This is a genomic window from Azospira inquinata (genome assembly GCF_018905915.1).
Classification (GTDB): Bacteria; Pseudomonadota; Gammaproteobacteria; order Burkholderiales; family Rhodocyclaceae; genus Azospira; species Azospira inquinata.
The window spans coordinates 1,451,439-1,464,690 of sequence record NZ_CP064782.1 but is presented as its reverse complement, the minus strand read 5'-3'; the positions used below and the strand labels follow the sequence as shown (position 1 = coordinate 1,464,690).

Genomic DNA, 13,252 nt, shown 5'->3' with positions numbered 1-13,252 from the left:
GGGATTTACAGCATCAGGCGCTGGGCCCCCAGGCGGGTGGCCTGCCAGCCCAGGTGGTCGTAATAGGCCAGGGCCGGGGCGTTGTCTAAATCCGCCAGCAGCTGGGCCCGGGTGGCGCCCTGAGCCCTGGCCCAGGCCAGGACGGATGCCAACACCCGGCGCCCCACGCCCTGGCCCTGCCAGTCCGGGGCCACCACCATGTCTTCGATCCAGGCGGAAGGCGCCCCTTCTGCCGTGGAAATGACCAGTTGGGCGCTGACCATGGCTACCACACGGCCGTCCCCGTCCCGGGCTACCCCAATGCGGGCCATGGCCGGGCTGGCCATGAGCCGGGTTAGCCCCTTCACCTGCTTTTCCGGATCAGCCTGGAAATCCTGCTCGATGGCGAACAGGCGGCGGAGCAGGGCAATCAGATCGGGAAGGTCCGCCGGGGTGGCGGCATCCAGGGTGACGGGGGCGGGGGCCATTACATTTCTCCGGGCTGGGCGCTGTTGTAGATGATTACGCTGAGGAAGCGGATGGGACACTGGATCAGGGTTTCCGGGCCGTGGGGCACCTCGCCCCGGAAGGTCAGGCTGTCCCCCGGCTCCAGCACATAGGTGCTCTGCCCGTGCCGGTATTCGATCTTGCCTTCCAGCATGTAGATGAATTCCGTACCCGGGTGCTCGAAGGTGGGGAACACCTCCGATTCGTGATCAATGGTGATCAGGAAGGGCTCGAAGACCTTGGTGGGCCCCTGGTCATAGGCCAGCAGATGGTAAGTGTGGCCCCGCTTGGTGCCGCGCCGCACCACCTCCATGCCCTCCCCTTCCTTCACCAGCTGGGCGCCGCCACCGGGCACGTCGTAATGGCGGAACAGGGTGGAAAGGGAGACCCCCAGGGCATGGGCCAGCCGGGACAGGGTTTCCAGGCTGGTGGCGGTCTGGGCGTTTTCAATCTTGGACAGCATGCCCCGGCTGATATCGGTCCGGTCAGCCACATCCGCAATGGTCAGGCCGTGCTGTTGGCGCAGATCCCGGATGGTGCTGCCCAAATAGCGGGACAGGCTGTCGCTGCTTTCGTGATCGCTCATAGCGAAATCTCCTTGTTTTTTCGCGTGTTACCTGCGTGTTCCGGTCTCTGCCGGAATGACGAACCCATTATCCCACACCATAAAGTTTCTTAATAGGAAAAAATGTTGACCAATAAGAATGAAGGATGCACAATGCTCACAAATGTTGCCTTATATGAATCTTTGAATCACACCACCGCCCAACCGAGCCCTAACCGCCATGTCCCCACCCCGCCGCTACACCCTGACCCTTTCCTGCCCCGACCGGGTGGGCATCGTCGCTGCCGTGAGCCAGTTCGTCGCCGCCCACGGGGGTTGGATCACCGAGGCCAACCACCACGCGGATAGCGAAGAAAAGCGCTTTTTCATGCGCCAGGACATCCTGGCCGAATCCCTGGATTTCGATCTGGCCGTGCTGCGGGAAAAGTTCGCTCCCATCGCCGCCCAGTTCGACATGAAGTGGAAGATCAACGACAGCGCCCGGAAAAAGCGGGTGGTGATCCTGGTCTCCAAGCAGGAACACTGCCTCTACGACCTTCTGGCCCGCTGGCAGTCCAAGGAACTGGATATTGAAATCCCCTGTGTCATTTCCAACCACGACACCTTCAAGGGCTTCGTGGAGTGGCACGGCATCCCCTTTCACCACGTGCCCGTCACCCCGGACAACAAGGCCGCCGCCTACGCCAAGGTGGCGGAGCTCTTCGAGCAGGCCCAGGGGGATGTGATGGTGCTGGCCCGCTACATGCAGATCCTCTCCCCGGATCTGTGCGCCAACTACCCGGGCCAGATTCTCAACATTCACCACAGCTTCCTGCCCAGCTTTGTGGGGGCCAAGCCCTACCACCAGGCCTACGCCCGGGGGGTGAAGCTGATCGGTGCCACCTGCCACTACGTCACCGCCGACCTGGATCAGGGACCCATCATCGACCAGGACGTGATCCGGGTGGATCACTCGGACCTGCCCGACGACCTGGTGCGTTACGGCAAGGACATCGAAAAGGCCGTCCTGGCCCGGGGCCTGCGCTATCACCTGGAAGACCGGGTGCTGGTGCACGGCAACAAGACGGTCGTTTTCCGCTAAGGAGCCCAGCATGCCCTGGAGACTTTTGCGTTTCGCCCTATCCAACAAACACCCGGAGCCGCGCATGTTCACGCGGCACGACAAGCTCAAATCCGCCTACGACGTGGTGATCATCGGAGGTGGGGGCCACGGTCTGGCCGCCGCCTACTACCTGGCCCGGGACTTTGGCATCACCAATGTCTGCGTCCTAGAGAAGGGCTACATCGGTGGCGGCAACACGGGGCGTAACACCACCATCATCCGCTCCAATTACCTGACCCCCGAAGGGGTGCAGTTCTACGACGCCTCGGTGAATCTGTGGCAGGACCTGTCCCAGGAATTTGACCTGAACCTGTTTTACGCCAACCGGGGCCACTTCACCCTGGCTCACACCGACGCCTCCCTGCGCACCATGCGCTGGCGGGCCGAGGTGAACAAGCACTACGGCGTCCATTCCGAACTGGTGGGGCCGGAGGCGGTGAAAGAAGCCGCTCCCATGATCGACCTCTCCTGTAGCGGCCAGGCCCCCATCCTAGGGGCCCTCTACCACGCCCCCGGTTCCGTGGCCCGCCACGACGCGGTGGCCTGGGGCTACGGCAAGGGCGCGGACATGCGGGGAGTGGAAATCCACCAGCAGACCGAGGTGACGGGTATCGACGTGGTGGCCGGCAAGGTCCGGGGGGTGAAGACCAGCCGGGGCTATATCGCCACCAACAAGGTGCTTTGCGCCGTGGCCGGTTCCACCCCACGCATTCTGAAAATGGTGGATGTGCGCACCCCCATCCATGTCCACCCCCTGCAAGCCATGGTCAGCGAGCCCCTGAAGCCCTGGCTTGACCCCATTCTGGTGTCCGGCAGCCTGCACGTCTACATCAGCCAGTCCGCCCGGGGCGAGCTGGTGATGGGGGCTTCCCTGGACCCCTACGAGGTGCAGGCCACCCGCTCCACCCTGGATTTCGTGGAACACCTGTCGGGCCAGATGCTGAACATGTTCCCCTTCCTTTCCAACGTGAAGGTCATGCGCCAGTGGGCCGGCATGGCGGACATGACTCCGGACTTCGCCCCGATCATGGGCAAGACCCCGGTGGAAGGCTTTTACCTGGATTCGGGCTGGGGCACCTGGGGCTTCAAAGCCACCCCGGTGTCGGGCAAGACCATGTCCTACACCGTGGCCAACGACCAGCCCCATCCCTTGATTACCGGCTTCTCCCTGGACCGCTTTCGCCAGTTCGCCCCCACGGGCGAAAAGGGCGCCGCCTCCGTGGGCCACTAGTCCAGAGAATCCCCAGGAGCTACCCCGATGAAACTCATGACCTGTCCCATCAATGGCCCCCGGGCCATTAGCGAATTTACCTACGGGGGCGAAATCCGCCCCATGCCGGACCCGGCCACCGCCAGCGACGACCAGTGGGCCGACTACGTCTACAACCGCAACGGCGCCCCCGGGGTGAAAAAGGAGTGGTGGTGCCACACCCCCAGCAACACCTGGTTCATCGCCGAGCGGGATACGGAAAAAGACCGGGTGCTGCGCACCTATCTGGTTGGGGAGGAAGGCTAATGCGACTGCCTGCTATGGAAGGGGAGTGGATCGACCGCTCCCGCAGCGTGGAGTTCAGCTTCGAGGGCCGGACCTACCGGGCCTATGGGGGCGATACGGTGAGCACGGCCCTGTGGGCCAATGACCGTACCCTCCTGGGGCGCAGCTTCAAGTACCACCGGCCCCGGGGCATTCTCTCCCTGGCCAACCACGACATGAACAACGTGGCCCAGTGGGGCCCCATGCCCAACCTGCGCATGGACGTGACCCCGGTACAGCCGGGCATGGCCCTGACGGCCGTGAATACCTTCGGCAGCCTGGAATCGGATAAGGCGGCGGTGCTCGGCGCTTTCTCCCGCTTCCTGCCCGTGGGCTTCTATTACAAGGCCTTCTATTCCAAGAAGCTCTTTCCCCTCTGGGAAAAGATGTTCCGCACCCTCACCGGCCTGGGCAAGGTGGATGTGACCGCCCCCCGGCGCTACAGCCCCAAGTGCTACGGCTTCTGCGACGTGCTGGTGGTGGGGGCCGGTCCCTCCGGCATGGCGGCGGCCTTGAGCGCCGCCGACCAGGGGGCGGACGTGGTGCTGGTGGATGAAAACGCCCGGGCGGGGGGCTCCGCCACTTACGAATTTGGCGCCGACAGCGAGCGGGTGCGCCAGGGCCGGGAGCTACTGGCCAAGGTGAGTGCCCATCCCCGCATCCGGGTCATGACCGCCACCTATGCGGCGGGTTATTACGCCGACCAGTGGGTGCCTCTGGTGGAGGGGGACAAGATCACCAAAATGCGCTCCAAGGCGGTGGTGGTGGCGGCCGGGGGCTTTGAACAGCCCGCCGTGTTCCGCTACAACGACCTGCCCGGCATCATGCTGGCCTCCGCCGCCCAGCGCCTGCTTTACCGCTACGCCGTAAAGCCCATGCAGCGGGCCGTGGTGCTCACCGCCAATGGGGCCGGTTACCGGGCCGCATTGGATCTGGCGGCCCACGGGGTCCAGGTGGCTGCCGTGGTAGATCTGCGCCCCCATTACGGCAACCCGGCCCTGGTGCAACAGGTCAAGGCCCTGGGCATCCCGGTCCATGCCGCCACCTGTATTGGGGAAGCCGTCCCCACGGGGGATCACAAGGCCCTCAAGGCCGTGCGTCTGGCCGCTTTCGACGACGGTCGGGCGGGCACCCCCGTGGCGGAAATTCCCTGCGACGGGGTGGCGGTGAGCGTGGGCTGGGCCCCCGCCGCCAACCTCCTTTACCAGGCCGGCTCCCGCATGGCCTACCGGGAAACCCTGCACCAGTTCGTCCCCGATGTGCTGCCGGAAGGGGTGTTTGCCTGCGGCAAGGTGAACGGGGTGCATGACTGGTCCGCCCGCCGCTTGGATGGGGAACGGGCGGGCAGCGCCGCCGCTGCCCACGCCGGTTTCGGCAGCCCCCGGCCCGTCACGGTGCCGCCGGAGACGGAATGCCCCAGCCATCCCTGGCCCATGGTGGCCCACCCCAAGGGCAAGAATTTCGTGGATTTTGACGAAGACATCCAATTCCAGGACTTCCCCAACGCGGTCCAGGAAGGCTTCGACAACATCGAGCTGCTCAAGCGCTATTCCACCGTGGGCATGGGCCCCAGCCAGGGTAAGCATTCCAACATGAATGCCCTGCGCCTCCTGGCCCGGCTCACGGGCAAAAAGCCCCAGGAAGTGGGCACCACCACCGCCCGTCCCTTCTTCCATCCCGTGCCCATGGCCCATCTGGGCGGTCGGGGGTTCCACCCGGAACGGCAGACGCCCCTCCAGGCCCGCCATGACGCCCTGGGGGCGGTGTGGATGCCTGCCGGGGTGTGGCAGCGGCCCGAGTACTACGCCCGGGATGGCAAGAGCCGTATTACCTGCATCCGGGAAGAAGCCCTGGCGGTACGCAACGGGGTGGGCCTGATCGACGTGGGCACCCTGGGCAAGCTGGAAGTGCGGGGCCCGGACGCTGCCGCCTTCCTGGAGCGGGCCTATGTTTCCCGCTACGCCGGATTGAAGGTGGGCATGACCCGCTACGCCGTGATGTGCGACGAGTCCGGTGTGGTCATCGACGATGGGGTGGTGGCCCGCCTGGCGGAAGACCACTTCTACTTCACCACCACCACCTCCGGAGCCGCCGGCATCTACCGGGAGCTTTCCCGCCTGGCCCTGGAATGGAAGCTGGACTGCGGCCTGGTCAATGTGACCGGGGCCTACGCCGGCATCAATCTGGCCGGCCCCCGGTCCCGCCAGGTGCTGGCCCAGCTCACCGATCTGGATCTGTCCGCCGCCGCCTTCCCCTACCTAGGTATCCGGGAGGGCCGGGTAGCGGGCATTCCCGCCCGCCTCATGCGGGTCGGCTTTGTGGGGGAATGGGGCTACGAAATCCACGTGCCCGCCAGTCAGGCCGGGGCCCTGTGGGATGCCCTCCTGGCCGCCGGTGCGGACCAGAACATCCGCCCCTTCGGTGTGGAAGCCCAGCGCCTGCTGCGCCTGGAGAAGGGCCACATCATCATCGGCCAGGATACGGATGGCCTAACCACGGCTAACGAAGCGGCCCTGGACTGGGCGGTGAAGCTGGATAAGCCCTTCTTCATCGGCCAGCGCAGCCTCCAGGCCGAGGCCCGCAAACACCCCCGCAAACGCCTCATCGGCTTTGTCATCCCGGGGGGCCCGGAAGCCCGGGTACCCCAGGAATGCCACCTCTTCATCCGGGAAGGGGAAATCGTCGGCCGGGTCACCAGCATTGCCTGGAGCCCCACCCTCAAGGGTTTTGTCGGCCTAGCCCTGGTCCGTCCGGACCTGGCCAAGCCCGGCCTGGCCCTGGAAGCGCGCCTCTCCGACGGTGCCGGGGTCACGGTGCAGACCGCCGCCACCCCCTTCTATGACCCGGAAAACCTGCGCCAGAAGGAAGCGTGATGACCGATCTCATGCCACAAGCCACCCCCGTCTCCCCCCTCTTCGACCTCCTGGGGGGCCTGCAACCCGCCTGGGAAGAAGGGGATCAGGGAGCCCTCCCCAAACATTTCGGTGACCCCGCCGGGGAAGCCGCCCAGGCCCGAGTGCTGGGGGTGGCAGATGTGTCCTGCCAACGCCGCTGGGGGGGCAAGGGGCCCGGTGCCGCCGCCTGGCTGGCGGGCCGGGGCCTGCCCGTGCCGGAGACCCCCAATACCTGGGCGCCCTTGGCCCAGGGCGGGCGGGTGCTGCGCCTGGGCCGCAGCGAGTTTCTCGTGGAAGGCCCGGCGGACCCCCTGGACGCCCTGTGTCTGGCCGAGCCTGGCGTCCGGGTCTATCCGGTGCTGCGCCAGGACGCGGCTCTGATGCTCCAAGGGGAGGCTCTGCCATCCCTGCTGGCCCAGGTGTGCAGCGTCAATTTTGCCAGTCTGGATCTGGCCGCCCGGCCCGTGGTGCTGACTTCCATGGCCGGCGTCACGGTCACCGTCCTGCCTGGCTCGGCGGGGGGCTTGCCCCAATACCGGCTGTGGTGCGACGGCACCTATGGCCCCTATCTGTGGCGCACCTTGACGGCCATTGCCGCCGAGCTGGGCGGCGGGCCCGTGGGCCTGGACGCTCTGGCCTCCTGAAGGGCGGCGGAACTGGTTTTTTGCTTGAACGGCAGTTGGCAGCAATCCCCTACCGGACCTTACCGGACGGGACACCAAGAACGACTTCGAAACCTTGACGGAGATTTGTGATGACCCCGGCAGAAGCCAAGCAGTTCCTGGAAAAAAACCAGGTCAAATATGTCCTGGCCCAGTTCGTGGATATCCACGGCGCGGCCAAAACCAAGGCGGTTCCCGCCGACCACTTTGAGGAAATCCTCACCTCCGGAGCCGGATTCGCGGGCTTTGCGGTGTGGGGCCTGGGCATCGATCCCCATGGGCCGGATTTCATGGCCGTGGGGGACGTGGCCACCCTTTCCCTGGTGCCCTGGCAGCCCGGCTACGCCCGCATCGTCTGCGATGGCCATGTCCAGGGCCAACCCTGGAAGTACGACACCCGGGTGGTGCTGAAGCAGCAGTTGAAGCGCCTGGAGGCCAAGGGCCTGACCTTCTACACCGGTCTGGAGCCCGAGTTCTCCCTGCTCAAGCGCACCGCCGATGGCCAGATCGTCCCCTGCGACGCCACGGATACCCTGCCCAAGCCCTGCTACGACTACAAGGGCCTGTCCCGGGTGCGGCCTTTCCTGGAAAAGCTCACGGACAGCATGAAGGCGGTGGATATCGACATCTACCAGATCGACCACGAGGACGCCAACGGCCAGTTCGAGCTCAATTACACCTTTGCCGACTGTCTGAAATCCTGCGACCACTACGTCTTCTTCAAGATGGCCGCCTCGGAAATCGCCAATGAACTGGGCCTGATTTGCTCCTTCATGCCCAAGCCCTTCGCCAACCGCCCGGGCAACGGCATGCACATGCACATGTCCCTGGGGGACGGCAAAACCAACCTCTTTGCCGACAAGGCGGATAGCCGGGGCCTGGGCCTTTCCAAGCTGGCCTACCAGTTCCTGGCCGGGGTCCTGGCCCACGCCCCCGCCCTGGCGGCCATCTGCGCCCCCACGGTGAATTCCTACAAGCGCCTGGTGGTGGGCCGTTCCCTCACTGGCGCCACCTGGGCTCCCGCCTACATCAGCTACGGGGACAACAACCGTTCCTCCATGGTGCGCATCCCCGGGGGCCGTCTGGAACTGCGCCTGCCCGACGGGGGCTGCAATCCCTACCTGGCCACCGCCGCCGTGCTGGCCGCCGGTCTGGACGGCATTGAACGCAACCTGGCCCCGGGGGAACCCCAGAACATCAACCTCTACGAGCTTTCCCCGGAGGAACTCAAGGCCCGGGGCATCGGTGTGCTGCCCCAGAACCTCCACGAAGCTCTGGCGGAACTGGAGCAGGACACCATCCTGCAGGAAGCCCTGGGCCCGGTGGCAGGGGAATTCCTCAGTTTGAAGCACATGGAGTGGGTGGAATACATGCGCCATGTGTCCGACTGGGAACTGAAGAGCTACCTGGAATTTTTCTGATTTTTTCGCCCCACCGGGCCCGGCGGTACGGGGAGCGGCGGGGTACGCAACTGGAGAGAAACTATGTGTGGAATTGTCGGATTGCTGGTGAAAAAGCCCGCCCTGCGCGAAAAGCTGGGGGAGCTGATGGTGCCGATGCTTATCGGCATGACCGAACGGGGGCCGGATTCGGCGGGTCTGGCCGTCTTCACCGAGCCCCTGCCCGGCGCCCAACGGAAGCTGAGCCTCTATTCCGGGCTCACGGAAGAAGGGGCGGACTTTAACTGGCTCGGCCTGGCTGACGCCCTCAAGGAACACCTGGGGGCGGACGCCCAGATCAGCCCCTTGGGCAATCACGCCATCCTGAGCTTTGCCCTGCCCCCGGAAACGGTGAAGCACTGGCTCAAGGAAAACCATCCCAAGCTCCATGTGCTGGCCACGGGCCGCTGCATGGACCTTTACAAGGATATCGGCACGCCGGCGGAAGTGGCAGCCCGCTATCGCTTCAGCGGCCTCAAGGGCACCCATCTGGTGGGCCACACCCGTATGGCCACAGAAAGCGCCGTGACCCCGGACCGGGCCCACCCCTTCACCGCCGGGGAAGATTTCTGCCTGGTTCATAACGGCTCCCTCTCCAACCCCAACGGTATCCGCCGTCAGCTGGAGCCCCGGGGCATCCACTTTGAAACCGACAACGACACGGAAGCGGCCTGCCGCTACCTGGAATGGCGGCTGCGGGAAGGGGATGACCTGGAACAGGCCCTGAAAAAAGGCTTCGAGGAACTGGATGGTTTCTACACCTTCCTCATGGGTACCCCGGACAAGCTGGCCCTGATCCGCGATCCCTTTGCCTGCAAACCCGCCGTGGTGGCCGAAACCGACGACTACGTGGCCATCGCTTCCGAATTCCGTTCCCTGGCCCATCTGCCGGGCGTCAAAGACGCCCACGTGTTTGAGCCCGCGCCTGAGGAGATGTACGTATGGAAAGTCTGACCTTTGATCTCGCCCAGCAGTCCGTCAGCGAGCTGAACACCTTTCTGCACCAGGAGGCCCCCAAAGGCGGGGTGGGGAAGGTTCTCGTCACCAACCCGGACGGGGCCCACAACCTGGCCGTGGGCCTGGATTGCCCGGTGGAAGTGGAAATCATCGGCCACGCCGGTTACTACGCCGGGGGCATGAACAAGAGCGCCCGGGTGGTGGTGGACGGCAGCGCCGGCACCGGGGTGGGGGAAAACATGATGAGCGGCGTGGTCCATGTGAAGGGCTTCGCCTCCAACGGGGCCGGGGCCTCCGCCCATGGCGGTCTCCTGGTCATCGAAGGGGACGCGGGCCTGCGCTGCGGCATTTCCCTCAAGGGGGGGGACATTGTGGTGGGCGGCTCCGTGGGCAGTTTCTCCGCCTTCATGGCCCAGGCTGGCCGCATGGTCATCTGCGGCGACGCCGGGGACGCCCTGGGGGATTCCCTCTACGAAGCGGTCATCTATCTGCGGGGCAAGGCCCACTCCCTGGGGGCGGACGCCTACGAGGAGCCCATGACCGAGGCGGATTACGCCACCGTGGCCGACCTGCTCCAGCAGGCCGGGCTTGCCCACGACCCCAAGGAGTTCAAGCGCATCGCCTCCAAGCGTGAGCTGTACCACTGGAACGCCGACGCCAATCAAGAATACTAGGAGTCCCATCATGGAAGCCAAACCCGTTCAGCTGCAACATCTCTCCAAAGAAGAGTCCTTCGGTTACGACCGCAAGACCCTGGATTACATCCGCAATGCCGCCGCCCACGGCCTTTATGAAATCCGGGGCATGGGGGCCAAGCGCAAGCTGCCCAATTTCGATGACCTGGTGTTTTTGGGCGCCTCTATGTCCCGCTATCCCCTGGAGGGTTATCGGGAAAAGTGCCTGACCAAGACCGTGCTGGGCACCCGCTTTGCCAAAAAGCCCATTGAACTGGAAATCCCCATCACCATTGCCGGCATGAGCTTCGGCGCCCTGTCCGCCAATGTGAAAGAGGCCCTGGGCCGGGCGGCCACGGAAGTGGGTACCTCCACCACTACCGGGGACGGGGGCATGACCCCGGAAGAACGCCTGTCTTCCAAGACCCTGGTGTACCAATGCCTGCCCAGCCGCTATGGCTTTAATCCGGACGACGTGCGCCGGGCCGACGCCATTGAAGTGGTGATCGGCCAGGGGGCCAAGCCGGGCGGCGGCGGCATGTTGCTGGGCCAAAAGGTGTCGGAACGGGTGGCCGGGATGCGTACCCTGCCCGCCGGGGTGGATCAGCGCTCCGCCTGCCGTCACCCGGACTGGACCGGCCCGGACGACCTGGCCATCAAAATCCATGAATTGCGGGAAATGACCGACTGGGAAAAGCCCATCTACGTCAAAGTGGGAGCCACCCGTACCTTCAACGACGTCAAGCTGGCGGTCCACGCCGGGGCCGACGTGGTGGTGGTGGATGGCATGCAGGGCGGCACCGCCGCCACCCAGACCTGCTTTATCGAACACATCGGCATTCCCACCCTGGCCGCCCTGCGCCAGGCCGTGGATGCCCTGGAAGACCTGGACATGAAGGGCAAGGTCCAGCTCATCATCTCCGGCGGCGTGCGTACCGGCCCGGACGTGGCCAAGGCCCTGGCCATGGGGGCGGATGCGGTGTCCATCGGCCAGGGGGTGATGATCGCCATGGGCTGCAACGGGGAAACTTACTACCAGAACGGCCAGCACCATTCCGCCCTGGCGGACTACCAGGCCCTGGGCACGGTGCCCGGCTACTGCCACCACTGCCATACGGGCAAGTGCCCGGTGGGCATTACCACCCAGGACCCGATTCTGGAGCAGCGCCTGGAACCGGAAATGGGGGCCAAGCACCTGAAGAACTACCTGAAGACTCTGAACATGGAGCTGACCACCATCGCCCGGGCCTGCGGCAAGCAGAACGTCCATCACCTGGAACGGGAAGATCTGGTGGCCCTGACCCTGGAAGCGGCGGCCATGGCCCACGTGCCCCTGGCCGGGACCAGCTGGATTCCCGGGGTAGGGGGCTACTGAGGGCGGGCTGACCGGGCCGGGGCTCTCAAGGCGCCCTGGCCCGGTAGTCCCAAAGGTATTCGCAGGGAAAGGCCTCCTGCCCTGGTGCGGGCGGAAGCGGGCCTTTCCCCAGGGGGCGGCTTGGCCGCCCCGGCTCCGGCAAGGAACCCGTCATGGCGGCACAGATCATCGACGGCAAGGCCCTCTCCAAGGTGCTGCGCCAGCAATACAAGACCCGGGTGGAAGCCCTGGGACGGGCCGGGGTGGTTCCCGGTCTAGCGGTCATCCTAGTGGGGGACAACCCGGCTTCCCAGGTTTACGTGGGCAACAAGGTGAAGGCCTGCGCCGAATGCGGCGTGCGCTCCTTTCACCACGCCCTGCCTTCAGAGGCCAGCGAACAGGAGGTGCTGGACACCATTGCCCAGCTCAACGCCGATCCGGCGGTGCACGGCATCCTGGTGCAGCTGCCCCTGCCCCCCCATATCGACGTACGTCACGTACTGGAAGCCATTGCCGTGGATAAGGACGTGGATGGCTTCCACCTCTATAACGTGGGAGGCCTGGTGGTGGGCAACACCATTTTTCCCCCCTGTACTCCCTACGGGGTGCAGCTGCTCCTGGAAACCACGGGCACGGCCGTGGCCGGTAAAAACGTGGTGGTGGTGGGGGCCTCCAATATCGTGGGTAAGCCCATGGCCCTGATGCTCTTGCAAAAGGAAGCCACGGTCACCGTGTGCCACGCCAAGACCCATAACCTGGCCCAGCACACCATTCTGGCGGACATCCTCATCGTCGCCGCGGGCCAGCCCGGCCTCATCGTGCCCCAGATGGTGAAGGAAGGGGCCGTGGTCATCGACGTAGGCATTAACCGCCTGGAAGACGGGCGCATCGTGGGGGACGTGGATTTCCACGGGGTCATGGAAAAGGCCTCCTGGATTACCCCGGTGCCCGGAGGCGTGGGCCCCATGACCGTCACCATGCTCATTGAAAATACCCTGCGCTCGGCGGAACGCAGACAGGAATTGGCCCATGGGGAAGGCTGGGAGGGCTGGGACAGTCCCCCCCTTTCCCGCGGGGCGCCCCCTGCCGGGGGCGTCGGAAAGGGGGTGGGGGCCAGGGTGTAAGTAAGGGCCAGCGCGTAGAACATCCCCGGTCCGGCGCCACCCAACCGCCTTTGTGGACTCCGGGATGCGGGTTTTTCTCAGTTTGCGGGCGGGTGATCCCTGCCCCAACCAAGGAGCCAACATGAAACTGGTAACCGCAATCATCAAGCCGTTCAAGCTGGACGAGGTCCGGGAAGCCCTGGGCACGGTGGGCGTACAAGGCATCACCGTCACCGAGGTCAAGGGTTTCGGCCGGCAAAAGGGGCACACCGAACTCTATCGGGGCGCCGAATACGTGGTGGATTTCCTGCCCAAAGTGAAGCTGGAAGCCGCTCTCCGTGAAGATCAGGTGGAATCGGCCATCGAGGCCATCGAAAAATCCGCCGCCACCGGCAAAATCGGCGACGGCAAGATCTTCGTCTACGACCTGGATCAGGTGATCCGCATCCGCACCGGTGAAACCGGTGACGACGCCCTTTAGG

At 65.0% G+C, this 13,252-nt stretch carries 13 protein-coding genes; 11 read left to right on the top strand and 2 right to left on the bottom strand.

Annotated elements, in window-relative coordinates:
* Positions 1-5: 5 nt before the first annotated feature.
* Positions 6-467: a GNAT family N-acetyltransferase gene (locus Azoinq_RS06700; protein ID WP_216130709.1), complete on the bottom strand. Its 462-nt coding sequence runs from the start codon at positions 465-467 to the stop codon at positions 6-8.
* Entirely contained in the window at positions 467-1,072 is a 606-nt protein-coding gene (locus Azoinq_RS06695) for a helix-turn-helix domain-containing protein (protein WP_216130710.1), read from the bottom strand. Before Azoinq_RS06695 ends, Azoinq_RS06700 begins: the two co-directional genes overlap by 1 nt.
* A 199-nt stretch (positions 1,073-1,271) precedes the next feature.
* Between Azoinq_RS06695 and purU the strand changes: the two genes are divergently transcribed.
* The 11 genes from purU (at position 1,272) to glnK (ending at position 13,251) form a co-directional block, all read left to right on the top strand.
* Positions 1,272-2,132 (top strand): formyltetrahydrofolate deformylase, encoded by an 861-nt coding sequence (purU, locus tag Azoinq_RS06690; RefSeq protein WP_216130712.1) that lies wholly within the window; start codon positions 1,272-1,274, stop codon positions 2,130-2,132.
* A 64-nt stretch (positions 2,133-2,196) separates the two neighbouring features.
* Entirely contained in the window at positions 2,197-3,384 is a 1,188-nt protein-coding gene (locus Azoinq_RS06685; protein ID WP_216130714.1) for an FAD-dependent oxidoreductase, read from the top strand.
* A 27-nt stretch (positions 3,385-3,411) separates the two neighbouring features.
* A complete protein-coding gene (locus Azoinq_RS06680) occupies positions 3,412-3,669 on the top strand; it encodes a sarcosine oxidase subunit delta (RefSeq protein ID WP_216130716.1) in 258 nt (85 codons plus the stop codon).
* On the top strand, positions 3,669-6,560 hold the full coding sequence (locus tag Azoinq_RS06675; protein WP_216130718.1) for a 2Fe-2S iron-sulfur cluster-binding protein: 2,892 nt from the start codon (positions 3,669-3,671) through the stop codon (positions 6,558-6,560). The genes Azoinq_RS06680 and Azoinq_RS06675 overlap by 1 nt, the downstream gene beginning before the upstream one ends.
* Entirely contained in the window at positions 6,560-7,225 is a 666-nt protein-coding gene (locus tag Azoinq_RS06670) for a hypothetical protein (protein ID WP_216130721.1), read from the top strand. The genes Azoinq_RS06675 and Azoinq_RS06670 overlap by 1 nt, the downstream gene beginning before the upstream one ends.
* Before the next feature lie 110 nt (positions 7,226-7,335).
* The gene (gene glnT / locus Azoinq_RS06665) at positions 7,336-8,664 is read left to right on the top strand and encodes a type III glutamate--ammonia ligase (protein ID WP_216130722.1); all 1,329 of its coding nucleotides are present in this window, start codon (positions 7,336-7,338) and stop codon (positions 8,662-8,664) included.
* A 63-nt stretch (positions 8,665-8,727) separates the two neighbouring features.
* A complete protein-coding gene (locus Azoinq_RS06660) occupies positions 8,728-9,636 on the top strand; it encodes a class II glutamine amidotransferase (RefSeq protein ID WP_216130724.1) in 909 nt (302 codons plus the stop codon).
* Positions 9,624-10,313, top strand: a complete 690-nt coding sequence (locus Azoinq_RS06655) for a GltB/FmdC/FwdC-like GXGXG domain-containing protein (protein ID WP_216130726.1) — start codon at positions 9,624-9,626, stop codon at positions 10,311-10,313. Before Azoinq_RS06660 ends, Azoinq_RS06655 begins: the two co-directional genes overlap by 13 nt.
* A gap of 10 nt (positions 10,314-10,323) precedes the next feature.
* Positions 10,324-11,688 carry an FMN-binding glutamate synthase family protein gene (locus tag Azoinq_RS06650; protein WP_216130728.1) on the top strand — a complete coding sequence of 455 codons (1,365 nt, stop codon included), beginning with the start codon at positions 10,324-10,326 and terminating at the stop codon, positions 11,686-11,688.
* A gap of 152 nt (positions 11,689-11,840) precedes the next feature.
* A complete protein-coding gene (gene folD / locus Azoinq_RS06645; RefSeq protein ID WP_216130730.1) occupies positions 11,841-12,791 on the top strand; it encodes a bifunctional methylenetetrahydrofolate dehydrogenase/methenyltetrahydrofolate cyclohydrolase FolD in 951 nt (316 codons plus the stop codon).
* Between the two features lie 121 nt (positions 12,792-12,912).
* Positions 12,913-13,251: a P-II family nitrogen regulator gene (glnK, locus tag Azoinq_RS06640; RefSeq protein WP_216130732.1), complete on the top strand. Its 339-nt coding sequence runs from the start codon at positions 12,913-12,915 to the stop codon at positions 13,249-13,251.
* The last annotated feature ends 1 nt before the right edge of the window (position 13,252 follow it).

Coding starts and splice junctions, on each gene's coding strand:
- Azoinq_RS06700 (WP_216130709.1), bottom strand. CDS start 467: ATGGCCCCCGCCCCCGTCACCCTGGATGCCGCCACCCCGGCGGACCTT.
- Azoinq_RS06695 (WP_216130710.1), bottom strand. CDS start 1,072: ATGAGCGATCACGAAAGCAGCGACAGCCTGTCCCGCTATTTGGGCAGC.
- purU (WP_216130712.1), top strand. CDS start 1,272: ATGTCCCCACCCCGCCGCTACACCCTGACCCTTTCCTGCCCCGACCGG.
- Azoinq_RS06685 (WP_216130714.1), top strand. CDS start 2,197: ATGTTCACGCGGCACGACAAGCTCAAATCCGCCTACGACGTGGTGATC.
- Azoinq_RS06680 (WP_216130716.1), top strand. CDS start 3,412: ATGAAACTCATGACCTGTCCCATCAATGGCCCCCGGGCCATTAGCGAA.
- Azoinq_RS06675 (WP_216130718.1), top strand. CDS start 3,669: ATGCGACTGCCTGCTATGGAAGGGGAGTGGATCGACCGCTCCCGCAGC.
- Azoinq_RS06670 (WP_216130721.1), top strand. CDS start 6,560: ATGACCGATCTCATGCCACAAGCCACCCCCGTCTCCCCCCTCTTCGAC.
- glnT (WP_216130722.1), top strand. CDS start 7,336: ATGACCCCGGCAGAAGCCAAGCAGTTCCTGGAAAAAAACCAGGTCAAA.
- Azoinq_RS06660 (WP_216130724.1), top strand. CDS start 8,728: ATGTGTGGAATTGTCGGATTGCTGGTGAAAAAGCCCGCCCTGCGCGAA.
- Azoinq_RS06655 (WP_216130726.1), top strand. CDS start 9,624: ATGGAAAGTCTGACCTTTGATCTCGCCCAGCAGTCCGTCAGCGAGCTG.
- Azoinq_RS06650 (WP_216130728.1), top strand. CDS start 10,324: ATGGAAGCCAAACCCGTTCAGCTGCAACATCTCTCCAAAGAAGAGTCC.
- folD (WP_216130730.1), top strand. CDS start 11,841: ATGGCGGCACAGATCATCGACGGCAAGGCCCTCTCCAAGGTGCTGCGC.
- glnK (WP_216130732.1), top strand. CDS start 12,913: ATGAAACTGGTAACCGCAATCATCAAGCCGTTCAAGCTGGACGAGGTC.